At 67.8% G+C, this 20,364-nt stretch carries 16 protein-coding genes and 1 tRNA gene; 3 read left to right on the forward strand and 14 right to left on the reverse strand.

Features of this window, described 5'->3' with window-relative positions:
- Window positions 1-169: 169 nt before the first annotated feature.
- The 13 genes from ACZ499_RS17120 to ACZ499_RS17180 form a co-directional block, all read right to left on the reverse strand.
- A complete protein-coding gene (locus tag ACZ499_RS17120; RefSeq protein ID WP_468675769.1) occupies window positions 170-607 on the reverse strand; it encodes a helix-turn-helix domain-containing protein in 438 nt (145 codons plus the stop codon).
- 187 nt (window positions 608-794) lie between these two features.
- Entirely contained in the window at window positions 795-1,079 is a 285-nt protein-coding gene (locus ACZ499_RS17125) for a hypothetical protein (RefSeq protein WP_468675771.1), read from the reverse strand.
- A gap of 123 nt (window positions 1,080-1,202) precedes the next feature.
- Window positions 1,203-5,102 (reverse strand): DNA-directed RNA polymerase subunit beta', encoded by a 3,900-nt coding sequence (locus tag ACZ499_RS17130; protein WP_468413640.1) that lies wholly within the window; start codon window positions 5,100-5,102, stop codon window positions 1,203-1,205.
- A gap of 97 nt (window positions 5,103-5,199) precedes the next feature.
- The gene (rpoB, locus tag ACZ499_RS17135; protein ID WP_371654185.1) at window positions 5,200-8,685 is read right to left on the reverse strand and encodes a DNA-directed RNA polymerase subunit beta; all 3,486 of its coding nucleotides are present in this window, start codon (window positions 8,683-8,685) and stop codon (window positions 5,200-5,202) included.
- A 605-nt stretch (window positions 8,686-9,290) separates the two neighbouring features.
- The gene (gene rplL, locus ACZ499_RS17140) at window positions 9,291-9,674 is read right to left on the reverse strand and encodes a 50S ribosomal protein L7/L12 (protein ID WP_283142066.1); all 384 of its coding nucleotides are present in this window, start codon (window positions 9,672-9,674) and stop codon (window positions 9,291-9,293) included.
- 110 nt (window positions 9,675-9,784) lie between these two features.
- Window positions 9,785-10,315: a 50S ribosomal protein L10 gene (rplJ, locus tag ACZ499_RS17145; RefSeq protein ID WP_358833573.1), complete on the reverse strand. Its 531-nt coding sequence runs from the start codon at window positions 10,313-10,315 to the stop codon at window positions 9,785-9,787.
- A 278-nt stretch (window positions 10,316-10,593) separates the two neighbouring features.
- On the reverse strand, window positions 10,594-11,562 hold the full coding sequence (locus tag ACZ499_RS17150; protein ID WP_468675774.1) for an SCO4651 family lipoprotein: 969 nt from the start codon (window positions 11,560-11,562) through the stop codon (window positions 10,594-10,596).
- A gap of 131 nt (window positions 11,563-11,693) precedes the next feature.
- Window positions 11,694-12,605 (reverse strand): SCO4651 family lipoprotein, encoded by a 912-nt coding sequence (locus tag ACZ499_RS17155; RefSeq protein WP_468675776.1) that lies wholly within the window; start codon window positions 12,603-12,605, stop codon window positions 11,694-11,696.
- Between the two features lie 170 nt (window positions 12,606-12,775).
- On the reverse strand, window positions 12,776-13,498 hold the full coding sequence (gene rplA / locus ACZ499_RS17160; protein ID WP_385540265.1) for a 50S ribosomal protein L1: 723 nt from the start codon (window positions 13,496-13,498) through the stop codon (window positions 12,776-12,778).
- 87 nt (window positions 13,499-13,585) lie between these two features.
- Window positions 13,586-14,020, reverse strand: coding sequence for a 50S ribosomal protein L11 (gene rplK, locus ACZ499_RS17165; protein WP_053731185.1), 435 nt, complete (start codon window positions 14,018-14,020; stop codon window positions 13,586-13,588).
- A gap of 169 nt (window positions 14,021-14,189) precedes the next feature.
- On the reverse strand, window positions 14,190-15,107 hold the full coding sequence (nusG, locus tag ACZ499_RS17170) for a transcription termination/antitermination protein NusG (RefSeq protein ID WP_468675777.1): 918 nt from the start codon (window positions 15,105-15,107) through the stop codon (window positions 14,190-14,192).
- 76 nt (window positions 15,108-15,183) lie between these two features.
- Window positions 15,184-15,480 (reverse strand): preprotein translocase subunit SecE, encoded by a 297-nt coding sequence (gene secE / locus ACZ499_RS17175; protein ID WP_385540262.1) that lies wholly within the window; start codon window positions 15,478-15,480, stop codon window positions 15,184-15,186.
- 106 nt (window positions 15,481-15,586) lie between these two features.
- Window positions 15,587-15,659 (reverse strand) — tRNA-Trp (locus tag ACZ499_RS17180).
- Between the two features lie 226 nt (window positions 15,660-15,885).
- Between ACZ499_RS17180 and ACZ499_RS17185 the strand changes: the two genes are divergently transcribed.
- The 3 genes from ACZ499_RS17185 (at window position 15,886) to ACZ499_RS17195 (ending at window position 18,949) form a co-directional block, all read left to right on the forward strand.
- The gene (locus ACZ499_RS17185; RefSeq protein WP_385540260.1) at window positions 15,886-17,112 is read left to right on the forward strand and encodes a pyridoxal phosphate-dependent aminotransferase; all 1,227 of its coding nucleotides are present in this window, start codon (window positions 15,886-15,888) and stop codon (window positions 17,110-17,112) included.
- A gap of 122 nt (window positions 17,113-17,234) precedes the next feature.
- Complete coding sequence (locus tag ACZ499_RS17190) at window positions 17,235-18,254, forward strand: adenosine deaminase (protein WP_468675780.1); 1,020 nt, start codon at window positions 17,235-17,237, stop codon at window positions 18,252-18,254.
- Between the two features lie 56 nt (window positions 18,255-18,310).
- Entirely contained in the window at window positions 18,311-18,949 is a 639-nt protein-coding gene (locus tag ACZ499_RS17195) for an NAD(P)-dependent oxidoreductase (RefSeq protein WP_468675782.1), read from the forward strand.
- A gap of 17 nt (window positions 18,950-18,966) precedes the next feature.
- Here ACZ499_RS17195 and ACZ499_RS17200 read toward each other — a convergent pair whose 3' ends face one another.
- A complete protein-coding gene (locus ACZ499_RS17200) occupies window positions 18,967-20,022 on the reverse strand; it encodes a UDP-N-acetylmuramate dehydrogenase (protein ID WP_468675784.1) in 1,056 nt (351 codons plus the stop codon).
- Window positions 20,023-20,364: the final 342 nt, after the last annotated feature.

The following is a 20,364-nucleotide window of genomic DNA, read 5'->3' on the forward strand; positions in this document are numbered from 1 at the left end:
CCAGAGCCGCACCTGGGGCCTGTCCGGCGGATCTTGTCTGGGACGCGGGGTCCTGGCACGCCCTCCCGCAAGGCCTCAAGGGCCAGGGGGGAGGGCGTGCCAGGACCCCGCTCACCAGGACCGGAAGGCGCAGGCACCTCGCAGGCGACCAGATCCCCCGGAACAGGCCCTAGCGGGACTCCACAGACCCCCGGGAGGCCGCGTCCGGCAGGAACTGCCCCGCGACCTTGATGAACATCGCCCGCTGCTCCGGCGGCACGCCGAGCCCGACAGCCGCCTCTTCCAGGGTCAGCTGCCACGGCGCCCCGCCACCACCCGCGCAGGCACCGCGCAGGGACGGCAGCGGAAGATCGTCCTCGGTGAGCCGCCCGGAGCGGATCAGCATCTCCCGTACCGGCACCTGGAGCACATGCGCCAGCCGCCGGGTGGTCTCCAGGTCGGGCATGCTCTGGCGCTGCAGCAGACGGGTGACGGCGGCCCTGTGCACCCCGGCCTCATCGGCGAGGCGCGACCTGCCGCCACCGCGCGGGCTGTCGATGTCGAAGCCGCGCCGACGGATCAGGTCTTCGATCCAGGTCGCGAACCGGTCCAGCTCGCTGGTGGTCATGGTGATCGCCTCCTCCGCGGCAAGGACCAGACTATCGCGCTTGCGCGCAAGGAATTAATGGCCCGCCCGGCCAGCGCTGCAAGAGTTTTGTGCCAAGATTCCGGGCCTTGTCACTCTCCTCCGTATTTGCGTGCACGCTCGCACGCCACCAGCGTGCGCCCCCGCAACTTCCCGGGGCACGTGCCGCTCACCCGGGAGTGACCTCACCCTCTCCCCCGCGCACCGGCATCCGCACCACCCGCGCCCCGCCCTCAGCGCCACCCCCGGACACGAACGCCATGGCCTCCCGCCACCCGCTGGAGAACCCCCGCGCCTCCCCGTCGACGGCGATCCGCGCCCCCACCTTGGCCACGACCGCCCCGAGCGTCCGGCCGACATCGGCGGTGTACGTACCGGACTCCCCCGCCTCGGCCGCCACCTCCACCGCGGCCACCACCACGTCCACCAGCCGCTCCTGAGCACCCGCCGTCATCGGCCGCACCGCCTCTCCCGCTGCTCACATTTCGCATATGCGTTCGACAAGGCCACCCACGATACGCCGAAGGGCGCCCACCCCGTGTGAAACGGAGTGGGCGCCCTTCAGTGGACGTACGCCTTACTGGTTGTACGGACCGTAGTCGTAGTCCTCCAGCGGAACGGCCTGGCCGGAACCGGTGCCGAACGGCGAGTAGTCGATGTCGTCGTAGCCGACGGCCGAGTACATCGCGGCCTTGGCCTCCTCGGTCGGCTCCACCCGGATGTTGCGGTAGCGGGACAGACCCGTACCGGCCGGGATGAGCTTACCGATGATGACGTTCTCCTTGAGGCCGATGAGGCTGTCGGACTTGGCGTTGATCGCCGCATCCGTCAGGACTCGGGTCGTCTCCTGGAAGGAGGCGGCCGACAGCCAGGATTCCGTCGCCAGCGAGGCCTTGGTGATACCCATCAGCTGCGGACGGCCGGAGGCCGGGTGGCCGCCTTCCGTCACGACCCGACGGTTCTCGGTCTCGAACTTGCCGCGCTCGACCAGCTCGCCCGGCAGCAGCTCCGCGTCGCCGGACTCGATGATCGTCACGCGGCGCAGCATCTGCCGGATGATGATCTCGATGTGCTTGTCGTGGATCGACACGCCCTGCGAGTTGTAGACCTTCTGGACTTCGCCGACCAGGTGGACCTGGACCGCGCGCTGACCGAGGATCCGGAGCACGTCGTGCGGGTTGGTGGCACCCACGGTGAGCTTCTGGCCCACCCCGACGTGGTCGCCCTCGCCCACCAGCAGACGGGCGCGCTTCGAGATCGGGAACGCCGTCTCGTCGCTGCCGTCGTCGGGGGTGATGACGATCTTCTTGGTCTTCTCGGTCTCCTCGATACGGACGCGACCGTCCGCCTCGGAGATCGGGGCGACACCCTTCGGCGTACGAGCCTCGAAGAGCTCGACGACACGGGGCAGACCCTGGGTGATGTCGTCACCGGCCACACCACCGGTGTGGAAGGTACGCATCGTCAGCTGGGTACCGGGCTCACCGATGGACTGGGCGGCGATGATGCCGACCGCCTCACCGATGTCGACCAGCTTGCCGGTGGCCAGCGAGCGGCCGTAGCAGAAGGCACAGGTGCCGACGGCCGACTCACAGGTCAGGACCGAGCGGGTCTTGACCTCCTCGACGCCCGCGTTGACCAGCGCGTCGATGAGCACGTCACCGAGGTCCACGTTGGCCGGCGCGATGACCTTGCCGTCGACGACGACGTCCTCGGCGAGCATGCGGGCGTAGACCGAGGTCTCGACGTCCTCCGTCTTGCGGAGCACACCGTCCTCGCCCTTGACCGCGATCTTCAGCTTCAGGCCGCGGTCGGTGCCGCAGTCCTCCTCGCGGATGATCACGTCCTGCGAGACGTCCACCAGACGACGGGTCAGGTAGCCCGAGTCGGCGGTACGCAGGGCGGTGTCCGCCAGACCCTTACGGGCACCGTGCGTGGAGATGAAGTACTCCAGAACGGTGAGGCCCTCACGGAAGGACGCCTTGATCGGACGCGGGATGGTCTCGTTCTTCGCGTTCGACACCAGACCACGCATACCCGCGATCTGACGCATCTGCATCATGTTTCCTCGGGCACCCGAGTCAACCATCATGAAGATGGGGTTCGTCTTCGGGAAGTTCGCGTTCATCGCCTCGGCAACCTCGTTGGTCGCCTTGGTCCAGATCGCGATGAGCTCCTGCGTGCGCTCGTCCTTGGTGATCAGACCGCGCTCGTACTGCTTCTGGACCTTCTCGTCCTGGGCCTCGTAGCCCTGGACGATGGCCTTCTTGGCCTCCGGGACGACGATGTCCGAAACGGCGACGGTGACGCCGGAACGGGTCGCCCAGAAGAAGCCGGCCGCCTTCAGGTTGTCGAGCGTCGCCGCCACGATGACCTTGGGGTAGCGCTCGGCCAGGTCGTTGACGATCTCGGAGAGCTGCTTCTTGCCCACCGAGTAGTCGACGAACGGGTAGTCCTCGGGCAGCAGCTCGTTGAAGAGCGCGCGGCCCAGGGAGGTGCGCAGACGGAACGAGTCGCCCTGCTGCCAGGTCGTCTCGCCGTCCTGGTCCACCGGCGGGGTCCAGCCACGCGGCGGGACGGTGCCGATCGGGAAGCGGATGTCGACCTTCGCCTGGAGCGAGAGCTCCCGGGCGTCGAACGCCATGATCGCTTCAGCCGTGGAGTTGAACGCGCGGCCTTCACCCTTGACCTCGCGCTCCTCCTCGTCCGTGGTGAGGAAGAAGAGGCCGAGCACCATGTCCTGGGTCGGCATGGTGACGGGACGACCGTCGGCCGGCTTCAGGATGTTGTTCGAGGACAGCATCAGGATGCGGGCCTCGGCCTGCGCCTCCGCGGAGAGCGGCAGGTGCACGGCCATCTGGTCACCGTCGAAGTCCGCGTTGAACGCGGTGCAGACGAGCGGGTGGATCTGGATGGCCTTGCCCTCGACCAGCTGGGGCTCGAAGGCCTGGATGCCGAGGCGGTGCAGCGTGGGCGCACGGTTCAGCAGAACCGGGTGCTCGGCGATGACCTCTTCGAGGACGTCGTACACGACCGTGCGGCCGCGCTCGACCATCCGCTTGGCGCTCTTGATGTTCTGCGCGTGGTTCAGGTCGACCAGGCGCTTCATCACGAACGGCTTGAAGAGCTCCAGCGCCATGGCCTTGGGCAGACCGCACTGGTGCAGCTTCAGCTGCGGACCGACGACGATGACGGAACGCGCGGAGTAGTCCACACGCTTGCCGAGCAGGTTCTGACGGAATCGACCCTGCTTGCCCTTCAGCATGTCGCTGAGGGACTTCAGCGGACGGTTGCCGGGGCCCGTGACCGGGCGACCGCGACGGCCGTTGTCGAAGAGGGCGTCGACCGCCTCCTGGAGCATCCGCTTCTCGTTGTTCACGATGATCTCGGGGGCACCGAGGTCGAGCAGACGCTTCAGACGGTTGTTGCGGTTGATCACACGGCGGTACAGGTCGTTCAGGTCGGAGGTCGCGAAGCGGCCACCGTCCAGCTGCACCATCGGGCGAAGGTCCGGCGGGATGACCGGGACGCAGTCCAGCACCATGCCCTTGGGGCTGTTGCTGGTCTGCAGGAACGCGGAGACGACCTTGAGGCGCTTGAGCGCACGGGTCTTCTTCTGGCCCTTGCCGGTGCGGATGATCTCGCGGAGGCGCTCGGCCTCCTCGTCGAGGTCGAAGGTCTCCAGGCGCTTCTGCAGGGCAGCGGCACCCATCGAGCCGTCGAAGTACGTGCCGAAGCGGTCACGCAGCTCGCGGTAGAGCAGTTCGTCGCCCTCAAGGTCCTGGACCTTGAGGTTCTTGAAGCGCGACCAGACCTCGTCCAGACGGTCGATCTCGCGCTGCGCACGGTCGCGCAGCTGCTTCATCTCGCGCTCGGCGCCCTCGCGCACCTTGCGGCGCACATCGGCCTTGGCACCCTCGGCCTCAAGCTCGGCGAGGTCCGTCTCGAGCTTCTTGGCGCGGGCTTCGAGGTCGGCGTCGCGGCGGTTCTCGATCTGCTGGCGCTCGACGGAGACGTGGGCCTCCAGCGACGGCAGGTCGCGCGTACGGCGCTCCTCGTCCACGAACGTGATCATGTACGCGGCGAAGTAGATGACCTTCTCAAGGTCCTTCGGCGCGAGGTCGAGCAGGTAGCCAAGGCGCGAGGGGACGCCCTTGAAGTACCAGATGTGGGTGACGGGAGCGGCAAGCTCGATGTGGCCCATCCGCTCACGGCGCACCTTGGCGCGCGTGACCTCGACGCCACAGCGCTCACAGATGATGCCCTTGAAGCGAACGCGCTTGTACTTACCGCAGTAGCACTCCCAGTCCCGGGTCGGACCGAAGATCTTCTCGCAGAAGAGTCCGTCCTTTTCGGGCTTGAGGGTGCGGTAGTTGATGGTCTCCGGCTTCTTGACCTCACCGTGGGACCACTGACGGATGTCGTCAGCGGTAGCAAGGCCGATCCGCAGCTCGTCGAAGAAGTTGACGTCGAGCACTTGTCGTCAATCCCTCTTTCGGGGTCGATTCTTCAAGATGGTCTGAGGGGGGTCCGGGGACGGTGGGGGCTCTACGGGAGAGCCCCCACCAGACCCGTCAGACCTCTTCGACGCTGCTCGGCTCGCGCCGGGACAGGTCGATACCGAGCTCCTCCGCAGCGCGGAAGACGTCCTCGTCCGTGTCGCGCATCTCGATGGACATGCCGTCCGAGGACAGCACCTCCACGTTGAGGCAGAGCGACTGCATTTCCTTGATGAGCACCTTGAAGGACTCGGGAATGCCGGGCTCAGGGATGTTCTCGCCCTTGACGATGGCCTCGTAGACCTTCACGCGGCCGGTGACGTCGTCGGACTTGATGGTCAGCAGCTCCTGGAGGGCGTAGGCGGCGCCGTATGCCTCCAGCGCCCACACCTCCATCTCACCGAAGCGCTGGCCACCGAACTGGGCCTTACCACCCAGCGGCTGCTGGGTGATCATCGAGTACGGACCGGTCGAGCGGGCGTGAAGCTTGTCGTCGACCAGGTGGTGCAGCTTCAGGATGTACATGTACCCGATCGAGATCGGGTCCGGGAACGGCTCGCCGGAGCGGCCGTCGAACAGGTTGGCCTTGCCGGACGGCTGGACCAGGCGGTCCCCGTCGCGGTTCGGGATCGTGGCCTCGAAGAGACCGGCGATCTCGTCCTCGCGGGCGCCGTCGAAGACCGGCGTCGCGACGTTGGTGCCGGGGGCGACCTGGTCGGCGCCGATGGCCTGGAGGCGCTGGGCCCAGTCGTCGGCCAGACCGGAGACGTCCCAGCCGCGGCTGGCGAGCCAGCCGAGGTGGATCTCCAGGACCTGTCCCGGGTTCATTCGGGACGGGACACCCAGCGGGTTGAGGATGATGTCGACCGGGGTGCCGTCCTCCAGGAACGGCATGTCCTCGATCGGCAGGATCTTGGAGATGACACCCTTGTTGCCGTGACGGCCGGCGAGCTTGTCACCGTCCGTGATCTTGCGCTTCTGCGCCACGTAGACACGAACCAGCTGGTTCACGCCCGGCGGCAGCTCGTCGCCCTCTTCACGGTCGAAGACGCGGACGCCGATGATCTTGCCCGTCTCGCCGTGCGGCACCTTCAGCGAGGTGTCACGGACCTCACGGGCCTTCTCACCGAAGATCGCGCGGAGCAGGCGCTCCTCCGGCGTCAGCTCGGTCTCACCCTTGGGCGTGACCTTGCCGACGAGGATGTCGCCGGCGACGACCTCGGCACCGATACGGATGATGCCGCGCTCGTCGAGGTCGGCGAGGACCTCCTCGGAGACGTTCGGGATGTCCCGGGTGATCTCCTCCGGGCCGAGCTTGGTGTCACGGGCGTCGACCTCGTGCTCCTCGATGTGGATCGAGGAGAGGACGTCGTCCTGCACGAGGCGCTGCGACAGGATGATCGCGTCCTCGTAGTTGTGACCCTCCCACGGCATGAACGCCACGAGCAGGTTCTTGCCCAGCGCCATCTCGCCGTTCTCGGTCGCCGGACCGTCGGCGAGGACCTGGCCCGCGATGATCCGCGCGCCCTCGTCCACGACAACCTTCTGGTTGACCGAGGTGCCCTGGTTCGAGCGGGAGAACTTGTGCAGGCGGTACGTGGTGTACGTGCCGTCGTCGTTGGCGATGGTGATGTAGTCCGCGGAGACCTCCTGGACCACACCGTCCTTCTCGGCCTTGAGCACGTCGCCCGCGTCGGTGGCGCAGCGGTACTCCATGCCGGTGCCGACGAGCGGCGCCTCGGACTTGATGAGCGGCACGGCCTGGCGCATCATGTTCGCGCCCATGAGGGCACGGTTGGCGTCGTCGTGCTCCAGGAAGGGGATCATCGCGGTCGCGACCGACACCATCTGGCGCGGCGAGACGTCGATGTAGTCCACCTCGGCCGGCGGCACGTAGTCGACCTCGCCGCCACGACGGCGGACCAGGACGCGGGCCTCGGTGAGCTGGAGCTCGTCGTTGAGCGCGGCGTTGGCCTGCGCGATGACGAAGCGGTCTTCCTCGTCGGCCGTGATGTAGTCGACCTCGTCGGTGACCTGGCCGTCGACGACCTTGCGGTACGGCGTCTCGATGAAGCCGAACGCGTTGACGCGGCCGTACGAGGCGAGCGAACCGATCAGACCGATGTTCGGGCCTTCAGGGGTCTCGATCGGGCACATGCGGCCGTAGTGGGACGGGTGCACGTCACGGACCTCGAAGCCGGCCCGCTCACGGGAGAGACCACCCGGGCCAAGCGCCGACAGACGGCGCTTGTGGGTGAGACCCGACAGCGGGTTGTTCTGGTCCATGAACTGCGACAGCTGGCTGGTGCCGAAGAACTCCTTGATGGAGGCGACGACCGGCCGGATGTTGATCAGGGTCTGCGGCGTGATCGCCTCGACGTCCTGGGTCGTCATCCGCTCGCGGACGACTCGCTCCATACGCGCCAGACCCGTACGGACCTGGTTCTGGATGAGCTCGCCGACGTTGCGCAGACGACGGTTGCCGAAGTGGTCGATGTCGTCGGTCTCGACGACGATGTTCCGACCCGACTCACCGGTGGTCTCGGTCTCGCCCGCGTGCAGCTTGACCAGGTACTTGATGGTCGCGATGACGTCGTCCGTGGTGAGGACGCCGGCGTCCAGCGGCTCATCCGCGCCGAGCTTCTTGTTCACCTTGTAGCGGCCGACCTTCGCGAGGTCGTAGCGCTTCGGGTTGAAGTAGAGGTTCTCGAGCAGCGTCTGAGCGGCCTCGCGCGTCGGCGGCTCGCCCGGGCGCAGCTTGCGGTAGATGTCGAGCAGCGCGTCGTCCTGGCCCTGGGTGTGGTCCTTCTCCAGGGTGGCGCGCATCGACTCGTACTCGCCGAACTCCTCAAGGATCTGCTCGGTGGTCCAGCCGAGAGCCTTCAGGAGGACGGTGACGGACTGCTTGCGCTTGCGGTCGATACGGACACCGACCATGTCGCGCTTGTCGATCTCCATCTCGAGCCAGGCACCCCGGGACGGGATGATCTTGGCCGTGTAGATGTCCTTGTCGGACGTCTTGTCGATGTTGGAGTCGAAGTAGACACCCGGCGAGCGGACGAGCTGCGACACGACGACACGCTCGGTGCCGTTGATGACGAAGGTGCCCTTGTTGGTCATGAGCGGGAAGTCGCCCATGAAGACCGTCTGGGACTTGATCTCGCCGGTCTCGTTGTTGGTGAACTCGGCGGTGACGAAGAGCGGGGCCGCGAACGTGAAGTCGCGCTCCTTGCACTCGTCGATCGAGTTCTTGGGCGGCTCGAAGCGGTGGTCGCGGAAGGTCAGCGACATCGACCCGCTGAAGTCCTCGATCGGGGAGATCTCCTCGAAGATCTCCTCCAGACCGGACTTGGTGGGGACGTCCTGTCCGTTCTCCAGGGCCGACTCGACACGAGCCTTCCAAGCGGCGTTGCCGAGCAGCCAGTCAAAGCTCTCGGTTTGCAGCGCAAGGAGGTTCGGAACCTCGAGGGGCTCCTTGATCTTTGCAAAGGAGATGCGCAGCGGGGCGGTGCTGGCGCCGTTGTTCGTATTGGCGGTCGAGGCGTTGCGCGAGGCGGCCAAGAGGGGGTCCTTCCGAGGGCTCGGACTCACTACGCGCGTACCGGTCCCACGAGGGCACAGAGAGAGACATTTCCTGATGGAGGCTGAAAGGCCAGGTCAGGGCAGTTCAATCAACGATGCTCAAGCGAGGGCATGCCCCTGGTGACGGGCAGGGGGCAGCTAACAGGCAGCGCAAAGGGTCAGTGTAGCCAATCGGCCCACTGATGTCCAGGGCGGGTTTTTCGCGACCCTCATTGTTCTTCTCAGTACCTCGGCAAGCCACGCGCCGTGACGACGCACATCGTTACTGCCCTCTTCGCCGTCGATCCATGCCTCGGATCCGGATCCTTGTGACGACGCGTCCTGAGAATTGCGCGCTGCGTGCGGTTCGTCAAGACCCCTCAGCTCCGCAGAGATCGCTCCGTTACGGCTGCTACGGCTACGAGGCGCACACGGGGCGTACGGCGATGATCACCATACTCCCTGTCGCCCTCCGTGCAAGGCAGCCGTGACGCGTCGCCCGGGTACGCCGAAGGGCGACCACCCAGATGGGTGATCGCCCTTCAGTGTGTGCGCGTTACACGCCCGTGGACGTCACGCACAGAAGAGTCAGAAGACTCACAAGGTCACTTGACCTCGACGGCCGCACCGGCAGCCTTGAGGGACTCGGCAGCCTTCTCGGCGGCCTCCTTGTTGACCTTCTCGAGGACCGGCTTCGGGGTGCCGTCGACGAGGTCCTTGGCCTCCTTCAGACCCAGCGAGGTCAGCTCACGCACGACCTTGATGACCTGGATCTTCTTGTCGCCCGCACCGGTGAGGATGACGTCGAACTCGTCCTTCTCCTCCTCGGCCTCGGCGGCGGGGCCACCGGCGGCGGGGCCGGCAACGGCGACGGCCGCGGCGGCGGTGACGTCGAACTTCTCCTCGAAGGCCTTCACGAACTCGGAGAGCTCGATGAGGGTCATCTCCTCGAACTGGGCGAGGAGGTCGTCCTGAGAGAGCTTCGCCATGATGGGCGATCCTTCCACTAATTCGGCAGGTGCCGGTTGTATATAGAGGCGGGCGTAACGGCCCGCTACGACCTACGCACTAGGCGGCGTAGATCACTGCGCGAGCCGAATTACTCGGCACCGCCCTGCTCGGCGAGCTTGACGCGAAGCGCTTCCGCAGTGCGGACGAACTTCGACGGCAGCGCCTGGAAGAGCGAGGCAGCCTGAGACTGCTTGCCCTTGAACGCGCCGGCCAGCTTGCTGAGCAGAACCTCGCGGGACTCAAGGTCCGCAAGCTTCTTGATCTCATCGGCGGACAGCGCCTTACCGTCAAGGACACCGCCCTTGATGATCAGGTTCGGGTTCTCCTTGGCGAAGTCACGCAGACCCTTGGCCGACTCCACCGGGTCACCGGTGATGAAGGCGGCACCCGTCGGACCAGTGAACTGGTCGTCGAGCGAGGTGATCCCGGCGTTGTTCGCCGCGATCTTGGTCAGCGTGTTCTTCACCACGGCGTACTGGGCGTTCTCACCGAGCGAACGGCGCAGCGTCTTGAGCTGCGCCACGGTGAGACCCCGGTACTCGGTCAGCACGACGGCGTTCGAGCTGCGGAACTTGTCCTCAAGCTCGGCTACGTCGGCAGCCTTGTCGGGCCTTGCCATGGGCGTCGGCCTCCTTCCGGGTGATGAGGACCGCTCAGAAGGGGCCGCAACATGAAAAACGCCCCGGCGCAAGTGCACGGGGCGTAGCTCGACCGGAACGAGTCCGGGAACTTTCCACAGTCACCTGCGCGGGTCGTCCGCATGCAGCGGATCCTTCGGCCACCGCCCCCTCTTGCGAAGGAACGGCAACGACCAGCGGTCTTTGGCTTCTGTGGAAGAATACGTGACGGGTGGCGGATCGAGCAAATCCGGTCGTACGGGGCGGTCGGCCCGGGCCGTCAGGCGCCGCCGAGGCCGCCCGTTCCGGCGTCCTTGCCCAGGTCGCCCAGGCCCTTCAGCATCTCGAACAGGTCGGTGGTCTCGCCCGCGGACGGGGCCGTGACCTGGGCCTTGGTGCCGTAGTCCGAGTAGTGCGTGGACGTGACGACCTTGCCCTGGGGGCTGCTCATGTTGACGTCCATCCGGACCGGGTAGCCGTCCGTGTTGACCCAGACCTCGGTGTCGTACCCCTGGACCCCGGTCTTCTTCATGTTGGCCAGGAGCTGCTCGCGCTCCTTGGGGGTCAGGGTGTCCAGCATCTTGTTGCTCTTCATCATCTCGTCGATGGTGAGCGTGCCCTTGTAGTGCTCGGACGAGACCCCGTCGACCTGCTCGGCGCCCAGGTGCTTCAGGTTCGGCGAGTCGAGCAGCAGGGCGAGCTGCTGGGCCGGGTCCTGGTTCATGTTCTCCATGCCGGCGGTCATCTGCTTGACCAGCTGGTCCTTGCCCGACTGCTTGGCGAGCGCCGTCAGGTCGAACTTGATCCAGCGCTTGCCGCCAAACTCCTTGGCGGACTCGCCCATGGCGCCCATGTCCATGTACATGACGTTGTTCACCCAGAGCATGCGGGTCTTCTCGGGCGCGCCCGCCATGCCCTTGGCCGCCGAGGAGGTCACGGTGAGGTCCATGGCCGTCGGGTTCCAGGCCATGACACCGCTGGTCTCGGTCTTCTCCGCGCCCGCCCCTGCAGCAGCGGGCGCCGACATGGTCATCCGAACCTTCGCGGACTTGGCCGCGGCGGTCTTCTTGTACGCCGCCGCGAGCACCTGCGACGCGGCGGTACGGGACTGCGGCGCGGCGGCGGCCTTCTTGGCGCCCCCCGCGCCCTCGGCCTTCTTGTCGTCGCCACCGCAGCCCGCGGCCCCGGCCACCACCAGGGCGGCCGTCGCCGTCGCCAGCGCCGCCCGCGTCCATCCGGACCTGCTCATGTACCCCACCCCTTGTTCCCCCGTGCCGTGATCCCGTAGATCGGGTCGATCATCTGCACCGTAACCCAAGGGTGTGACGGGCGAGACTGAATATGGCCGCTGTTGCGTGGGTTGCGACCGCTGTTGTGCGGTTACGACTGCTGGGTGGGCGACTTGGGCTTGATCAGGCTCGTGAAGTCCACGGTGTCGGAAGCCGCCGGGGCCTCGGCGGAGACCTTCACTCCGTAGTCCGAGTAGAAGGCGGTGGTGTTCATCTCACCGTTCTTCGTCGCGGCCCGCTCGGTCTTCTTCACCAGGAGGTCGTCCTTGTCCACCCAGATGTCGACCGTGTCGGTGGAGATGCCGCTCTTGGTCATCTGGGACTTGAAGGCTTCCAGCGTCTTCGCGTCCAGGCCCGAGCTGCTGCCCACCAGCTTGGCCATGTCGACCGTGCCCGAGTAGTGCGTGGCCTGGACGCCGCGGACGTCCTCGGTGCCGACCTTCTTGACGTCGCCCGAGGCGAGCAGCACCTTCACGCCCTGCTGGGGCGTCGAGTTCTGCATCTGGTCCTTCATGACGGCGCCGCTGGGGCCCATCAGCTTGGCCATGTCGTCATAGCCGTAACGGATCCAGTGCTTGCCGCCGAGGGACTTGGCGAACGCGGGGCCCATGTTCGCGAAGTAGGCGTCGCGCAGATAGCGGGCGTCGATGCTGTCGCTGCCCATCTGCTTCATGGTCTGCGCCATGGTGCCCTGGGTGTACTTCATCCGCATGGCGCCGGTCGTCCCGTTGCCCCACGCCAGGGTGCCGGTGCCCTCAAGGCCCATCACGGTGCCCATGGACATCGTCGTCTCGACCTTGGCGGAGCCCACCCCGTCGGTCTTCTTCTGCACCGCCTGGAGGGCCGCGACCGGGCTGAAGTCCGACCCGGCCTTGTGCTGCTCCTTGGCGGGCGCGCTCTTCTTGTCCCCGCTGTCGGAGCCACCGCAGGCGGCGAGCCCCGAGAGCGCCGCGCCCACCGCCACCAGCGAAATACACGTACGCCGTACGGACCTGGTGTTCATGCGTCCCCCCTCGAATGCCTTTTCCCTTGCCCGTCGACGGTAGCGCAGGGGTACGACAACACCGCGCCCGCCCGGGGCTGTTGGGACGCGGTTGCGACAAAAAGCCGGGCCCCGCACCTCCGAAGAGGTGCGGGGCCCGGCTCTGGACCAGCCGATGCGAGCCGTCAGGCTCAGACCGCGGCCGGGTCCTCCTCGACGAGGAGGTTGCGGGTGCGGTTGGAGTCGAGCGCGATACCGGGACCCATCGTGGTGGTGAGGGTCGCCTTCTTGATGTACCGGCCCTTGGCGGCGGACGGCTTCAGACGGAGGATCTCCTCCAGAGCGGCGCCGTAGTTCTCCACCAGCTTGGCGTCGTCGAAGGACACCTTGCCGATGATGAAGTGCAGGTTCGAGTGCTTGTCGACGCGGAACTCGATCTTGCCGCCCTTGATCTCCTCGACGGCCTTGGCGACGTCGGGGGTGACCGTACCGGTCTTCGGGTTCGGCATCAGACCACGCGGACCGAGCACGCGGCCGAGGCGGCCGACCTTGCCCATGAGGTCCGGGGTGGAGACGACGGCGTCGAAGTCCAGGCGGCCCTTGGCGACCTCGTCGATGAGCTCGTCGGAGCCGACGATGTCGGCGCCGGCGGCACGCGCGGCCTCGGCACGGTCACCGGTCGCGAAGACCAGGACCCGGGCGGTCTTACCGGTGCCGTGCGGGAGGTTCACGGTGCCACGGACCATCTGGTCGGCCTTGCGCGGGTCGACACCCAGGCGGAAGGCGACCTCGACGGTGCCGTCGAACTTGGTCGCGGAGGTCTCCTTGGCGAGACGGACGGCCTCAAGCGGGGCGTAGAGCTTGTCCGCGTTGATCTTGGCGTCCGCAGCGCGGAGAGTCTTGCTGCGCTTCACTTCTGCTCCTGTGTTGGTTCAGGCATGGAGTCGTGGTGCGGACCAGCGCTTGGTCCTACCACTGGGGTACTACGGGGAAGGCTGGGATCAGCCCTCGACCGTGATGCCCATGGAACGGGCGGTGCCAGCGATGATCTTGGACGCGGCGTCCAGGTCGTTGGCGTTCAGGTCGGCGAGCTTCGTCGTGGCGATCTCGCGGACCTGGGCCTCGGTGATCTTCGCGACCTTGGTCTTGTGCGGCTCGCCGGAGCCCTTCTCCACACCCGCGGCCTTGAGGATCATCTTCGCGGCCGGCGGAGTCTTGGTGATGAAGGTGAAGGAGCGGTCCTCGTAGACCGTGATCTCCACCGGGATCACCCAGCCACGCTGCGACTCGGTCGCCGCGTTGTAGGCCTTGCAGAACTCCATGATGTTGACGCCGTGCTGGCCGAGCGCGGGGCCGACCGGCGGGGCCGGGTTCGCCGCACCGGCGTTGATCTGGAGCTTGATAAGCCCCGTGACCTTCTTCTTCTTGGGAGGCATTGCTCTCTCCGGGTCCTAGTGAGAGTGAACCGCCTGGCATCCGGTCATCCGGATGGAGGCATACCGCACAACGATAACGGGTATCTGTCTGCGGCTAAAAACCGAGCAGGTCAGACGGGCTTTGAAGAGCCCGTCTGACCTGTTCGGAAGACGTGTGGTCCGGAAGGAACTAGTTCTTCTGGATCTGGTCGAAGCTGAGCTCGACCGGAGTCTCTCGGCCGAAGATCTCGACGAGGCCCTTGACCTTCTTCGAGTCGGCGTTGATCTCGTTGATCGTGGCCTGGAGCGTGGCGAACGGGCCGTCGGTGACGGTGACCGAGTCGCCGACCTCGAAGTCGAGCACCTGGACCTCGACCTTGCGGGCCGGAGCCGGCTTGCCCTCGGCCTCGGCGGCCTCGCGGGCGGCCTTCTCCTCGGCCTCCGGGGCGAGCATCTTGACGATCTCGTCCAGGGTCAGCGGGTACGGGTCGTAGGCGTTGCCCACGAAGCCGGTGACGCCCGGGGTGTTGCGGACGACGCCCCAGGACTCGTTCGTCAGATCCATGCGGACGAGAACGTAACCGGGCAGCTTGTTCTGCCGGACGTTCTTGCGCTCGCCGTTCTTGATCTGGACGATCTCTTCCTCGGGCACCTCGGCCTGGTAGATGAACTCCTCGACGTTCAGCGAGACGGCACGCTGTTCGAGGTTCGCCTTCACCCGCTTCTCGTAGCCCGCGTAGGTGTGGATGACGTACCACTCGCCGGGCAGGCCGCGCAGCTCCTGGCGGAGCGCCTCGACCGCGTCGACGGGCGCGGCGGGCTCCGCGGGAGCCTCCTCGGCGTCCTCGTCCTCGTCGGCCTCGGCTTCGGTGGCGTCCTCGTCCTCGACGTCAGCGACGGCCTCGGCGGCCGCGTCCTCGGACTCGGCGGCCTCCAGCTCGTCCTCGTCCTCGACGTGGAGCGCGGCCTGCTCGGCCGCCTCGCCCGCATCGGCGTCGGCAGCCTCGGCCTGGTCCGGGTCCACGGCGTCCGCCGCCTCGACGATGTCGAGCTGGTCCTCCACGGACTCCGCCGACTCGATGGCGTCGTTCAGGTTCGGGTCAGACACGTGGCTGCTTCTTCCTGGCTACAGATGGGTGGAACAATGCGAAAAAGGCGCCGGGTGGGCGCCCTTACGCAGCGGATCAGCCGAAGACGTACTTGACGACGTGCTGGAATCCGGTGTCGATCGTGGTCACGATCCCGATCATGATGACGACGAACACGATCACCACGGTGGTGTACGTCGACAACTGGTTTCGGGTCGGCCAGACCACCTTGCGGAGCTCGGCGACGACCTGGCGGTAGAAGAGCGCGAGACGGCCCAGGGGGCCCTTCTTGCCGCGCTTGCCGCCCTTGCGGGCCTTCTTCTTGGACTCCTGGTCCGCAGACGCCTCGTCCTGGGCATCAGGCATGTCGATGGAGCCCACGGCGTCCGTCACGCTTCTCACCTGATTCCGGGTCGTGGCCGTGCCGCGCCCGGTGGAGCCGCACGGCGGTGCATAGAAGTACGTACATGCGCACACATCCTGGCGAAGGTGTGTGTAGCAGGGCCGGAGGGACTTGAACCCCCAACCGCTGGTTTTGGAGACCAGTGCTCTACCAATTGAGCTACGACCCTTTGTGGTTCCCCCAACCTACCGCATCCGACCGAGTGCACCGAGTGCCCGCAGTCGATCGGTTGGTGGAGGCCAACGACAGGTGAGTGTACGTGGTCCGGGGCCCGGCGTCGAACAGATAGCTGCTGACAGCTCCGCGCGGATGCGCCGAAAGCACTGTGCAACTGCCCCGTCCGGTCCATGAAACCGGTGTGCCCGGGGTGCGGCAGGTCTGGGACGATGGGCCGTATGAGCGCTGCAACTTCTCCGACCGAGCGCCGGGTGTCCGCGCGCATCGGCGCGATCTCCGAGTCCGCGACCCTCGCCGTCGACGCCAAGGCCAAGGCCCTCAAGGCCGCCGGGCGGCCGGTGATCGGCTTCGGCGCCGGTGAGCCCGACTTCCCGACCCCGGACTACATCGTCGAGGCGGCCGCCGCGGCCTGCCACGACCCGAAGTACCACCGCTACACGCCGGCGGGCGGCCTGCCCGAGCTCAAGAAGGCCATCGCCGAGAAGACCCTGCGCGACTCCGGCTACGAGGTCGACCCGTCCCAGATCCTGGTGACCAACGGCGGCAAGCAGGCGATCTACGAGGCGTTCGCGGCGATCCTGGACCCGGGCGACGAGGTCATCGTCCCGGCGCCGTACTGGACCACCTACCCGGAGTCGATCCGCCTCGCGGGCGGCGTCCCGGTCGAGGTCGTCGCCGACGAGACCACCGGCTACCGGGTCTCGGTCGAGCAGCTGGAGGCCGCTCGTACGGAGAAGACCAAGGTCGTCCTCTTCGTCTCCCCGTCCAACCCGACCGGCTCGGTCTACACCGAGGCCGAGACCGAGGCCATCGGCCGCTGGGCCGTCGAGCACGGCCTGTGGGTGCTGACCGACGAGATCTACGAGCACCTGGTCTACGGGGACGCCGTCTCCGTTTCGCTGCCTGCGCTCCTGCCCGAGCTGCGCGACAAGTGCATCGTGGTCAACGGCGTCGCCAAGACGTACGCGATGACCGGCTGGCGGGTCGGGTGGATCGTCGGCCCCAAGGACGTCATCAAGGCCGCGACCAACCTGCAGTCGCACGCCACGTCCAACGTGGCCAACGTCTCCCAGGTGGCGGCGCTCGCCGCGGTCTCCGGTGACCTCGACGCGGTCGCCGAGATGCGCAAGGCCTTCGACCGCCGCCGCCAGACCATGGTGAAGATGCTCAGCGAGATCGACGGCGTGATCTGCCCGACCCCCGAGGGCGCGTTCTACGCGTACCCCTCGGTGAAGGGCCTGCTCGGCAAGGAGATCCGCGGCAAGCGCCCGCAGACCTCCGTCGAGCTCGCCGCGCTGATCCTGGACGAGGCCGAGGTCGCGGTCGTCCCGGGCGAGGCCTTCGGCACCCCGGGCTATCTGCGTCTGTCCTACGCGCTGGGCGACGAGGACCTGGTCGAGGGCGTCTCGCGGATCCAGAAGCTGCTGGCGGAAGCGCGCGACTGAGGCGCTCCGTCCGGAACGGGCCACCGACTCACATGAGTCGGTGGCCCGTTCCTGCGTTCGGGCAAGGTCCCGATCGGGGAAAGGGGCTGTCGGACGGGCCCGGGGTGCGGCAAGATCAGCCGATGGAGCACGTTCGCGACGTACGAGACCTGCCGAAGGCCCATCTGCACCTGCACTTCACGGGGTCGATGCGCCCCACGACCCTGCTGGAGCTCGCCGACAAGTACGGGGTTCACCTCCCCGACGCGCTGACCAGCGGCGAGCCGCCGAAGCTGCGGGCCACCGACGAGCGCGGCTGGTTCCGCTTCCAGCGCCTGTACGACATCGCGCGCTCATGTCTGCGCACCCCCGAGGACATCCAGCGGCTGGTGCGCGAGGCCGCAGAGGAGGACGTGCGGGACGGCTCGGGCTGGCTGGAGATCCAGGTCGACCCGACGTCGTACGCGCCGACGCTGGGCGGGCTCATCCCCGCCCTGGAGATCATCCTGGACGCGGTCGAGTCGGCCGCGCGCGAGACGGGGCTCGGCATGCGGGTCCTGGTCGCGGCGAACCGGATGAAGCACCCCCTGGACGCCCGCACACTGGCCCGGCTGGCCGTTCGGTACGCGGACCGGGGCGTGGTCGGCTTCGGCCTCTCCAACGACGAACGCCGGGGCATGGCAAGGGACTTCGACCGCGCCTTCGCGATCGCCCGGGAGGGCGGCCTGCTGGCCGCGCCGCACGGTGGCGAGCTGAACGGCCCCGCCTCCATCCGGGACTGCCTGGACGACCTGCACGCCACCCGCGTCGGCCACGGGGTGCGCGCGGCCGAGGACCCGCGGCTGCTGAAGCGCCTGGCCGAGCGCGGGATCACCTGCGAGGTCTGCCCCGCTTCCAACGTCGCCCTGGGCGTCTACGAGAAGCCCGAGGACGTCCCGCTGCGCACGCTGTACGAGGCGGGCGTGCCGCTGGCGCTCGGCGCCGACGACCCGCTCCTGTTCGGCTCCCGGCTGGCCGCCCAGTACGAGATCGCCCGCCGCCACCACGCGTTCACCGACGCCGAGCTGGCCGAGCTGGCCCGGCAGTCGGTACGGGGGTCGGCGGCGCCGCAAGAGGTGAAGACGAAGCTCCTCGCGGGGGTGGATTCCTGGCTGGCCGCGTAACACCTCAGGCACCCTTGGCGGAGTAATTACCTATCCACCAGGGGAGGGTGACGCAAATGAAGCTCACGGTTTTTGGTGCGACAGGCAGGATCGGCGGGGAGGTGGTCAGGCAGGCGCTGACCGCCGGACACCAGGTGACGGCGGTGGTACGGGACCCGGAACGGTTCACGGTGACGGGCCCGGGCCTGGAGGTGGTCCGGGGGGATCTCGCTTCCCCCGACTCCCTGCGCCCGGCGGTGGCGGGCGCGGACGCGGTGCTCTCGGGGCTCGGCGCGAACAAGCGGGCGGACGCGGCAGCGGGCATCACTGCGCGCCTGACCGGCTCGATCGTGAAGGCGATGGACGCGGAGGGCACCCGCCGCCTGCTGGTGATCAGCGCGGGCCCGGTGGGCCCGGAGGCGTCGGACGACCCGTTCCTCGACCGCCTCACGCTGACGATCGTCACGCGCGTCCTCAAGGACGTCTACGAGGACCTGCGCCGCACGGAGGCCACGCTGGCCGCCTCGGCCCTGGACTGGACGGCGGTACGCCCGGTCCGCCTGGTCGACAAACCGAGGACGGGCACCTACCGCACGGCCATTGGGGCGACCCCGCGCAGCGCCCGCACGATCGGGCGGGCGGACGTGGCGGACGCGATGCTGGGAATGATCGACAACCCGGAGACGGTGAAACAGGGAGTCTGCGTGTCGTACTGACGGTCCTTGCGGACCGGTCAGATCTCGGCGTTGACGGTCACCGGCTCATTGACGAGCGTCACCCCGAAGGCCTGCTCCACACCCGCGACGACCTCGCGGGCGAGGGCGAGCAGGTCCTCGGTGGTGGCGCCGCCGCGGTTGGTGAGGGCGAGGGTGTGCTTGGTGGAGATCCGGGCGGGCCCGGACCCGTACCCCTTGGTGAACCCGGCCTTGTCGATGAGCCAGGCGGCGGAGGTCTTGGTGAGCCCGCCACCGAGTTCCCAGGCGGGCGGAGCGACATCGCTGCCGAGCCGCTGCTCGACCTTCGCGAGGAAGGCCCGGTACTGGCTCTCCCCCAGGATGGGATTGGTGAAGAAGGACCCGGCGGACCAGGTGTCGTGATCATCCGGGTCGAGGACCATGCCCTTGCCGGCCCGGAGCTTGAGAACGGTCTCGCGGGCGGTGGCGGCCGGGACGCGGTCGCCGGGCTCGACGCCGAGGGCGCGGGCGGTCTCGGCGTACTTGATGGGCGCGGAGAGCCCGCCGGCGTCCTCCAGCTCGAACCGGACGCGCAGGACGACGTACCGCTCGGGCAGAGCCTTGAACCGGCTGTGCCGATAGGAGAACTCGCACTCGCCGGCGGCCAGGACGACGGTACGCCGCTCGACCCGGTCGTACGCGACGACCTCGCGGATGGTGGAGGAGACCTCCTGGCCGTACGCGCCGACGTTCTGGATCGGGGTGGCCCCGGCGGACCCGGGAATCCCGGCCAGGCACTCGATACCGGCGAGCCCGGCCTCCACGGTCCGGGCCACGGCGTCGCTCCAGACCTCCCCGGCGGCCACTTCGAGCCGGGTGCCGTCGAGGGAGAAACCCCGGGTGGCGATCCGCAGGGCGGTCCCGGCGAACCCCTTGTCCCCGATGACGAGATTGCTGCCGCCACCGATGACGAGCAGAGGCGTCCCCGCCCCATCGGCCTCCCGCACGGCCTCGATGACCTCGTCATCGCTGAGAGCCGTCAACAGCCGCTCGGCCGGCCCACCGAGCCGAAAGGTGGTGAGGGGGGCGAGGGGGGCGTCGTGAAGTACGTGCACGGGGTCCAGCGTACGGGGGCGGGGGTGCGGGGTTGGTCTGCGGCCCGGTGGGGGCTGGACACGCAGTTCCCCGCGGAGCCCTCCGGGGGGTGCGGGGTTGGTCTGCGGCCCGGTGGGGGCTGGACACGCAGTTCCCCGTGCCCCTTAGGTACCTACGGCGTGCGAAGAGCGGGGCCCGGGCCGAGTTCAGCCCCTCCGGCGTTTGAGGAGCGGGGTCCGGGGCGGAGCCCCGAAGCGGGGTGCAGGGGCCGCAGGCCCCGCAAAGGGGGTGGGGGGGGGGGGGGGGGGGGGGGGGGGACTCCAACCCCCCCGGTCCCCCCCCACCCATCTTGCCGCCGGAGG

The sequence above is a fragment of the Streptomyces sp. NPDC031265 genome (assembly GCF_055570295.1).

Excerpts from the sequence above, each read along its gene's own strand:
- ACZ499_RS17120 (WP_468675769.1), bottom strand. The coding sequence starts at position 607 with ATGACCACCAGCGAGCTGGACCGGTTCGCGACCTGGATCGAAGACCTG.
- ACZ499_RS17190 (WP_468675780.1), top strand. The coding sequence starts at position 17,235 with ATGGAGCACGTTCGCGACGTACGAGACCTGCCGAAGGCCCATCTGCAC.
- ACZ499_RS17185 (WP_385540260.1), top strand. The coding sequence starts at position 15,886 with ATGAGCGCTGCAACTTCTCCGACCGAGCGCCGGGTGTCCGCGCGCATC.
- ACZ499_RS17155 (WP_468675776.1), bottom strand. The coding sequence starts at position 12,605 with ATGAACACCAGGTCCGTACGGCGTACGTGTATTTCGCTGGTGGCGGTG.
- ACZ499_RS17125 (WP_468675771.1), bottom strand. The coding sequence starts at position 1,079 with ATGACGGCGGGTGCTCAGGAGCGGCTGGTGGACGTGGTGGTGGCCGCG.
- ACZ499_RS17150 (WP_468675774.1), bottom strand. The coding sequence starts at position 11,562 with ATGAGCAGGTCCGGATGGACGCGGGCGGCGCTGGCGACGGCGACGGCC.
- rplK (WP_053731185.1), bottom strand. The coding sequence starts at position 14,020 with ATGCCTCCCAAGAAGAAGAAGGTCACGGGGCTTATCAAGCTCCAGATC.
- rplJ (WP_358833573.1), bottom strand. The coding sequence starts at position 10,315 with ATGGCAAGGCCCGACAAGGCTGCCGACGTAGCCGAGCTTGAGGACAAG.
- ACZ499_RS17195 (WP_468675782.1), top strand. The coding sequence starts at position 18,311 with ATGAAGCTCACGGTTTTTGGTGCGACAGGCAGGATCGGCGGGGAGGTG.
- rplL (WP_283142066.1), bottom strand. The coding sequence starts at position 9,674 with ATGGCGAAGCTCTCTCAGGACGACCTCCTCGCCCAGTTCGAGGAGATG.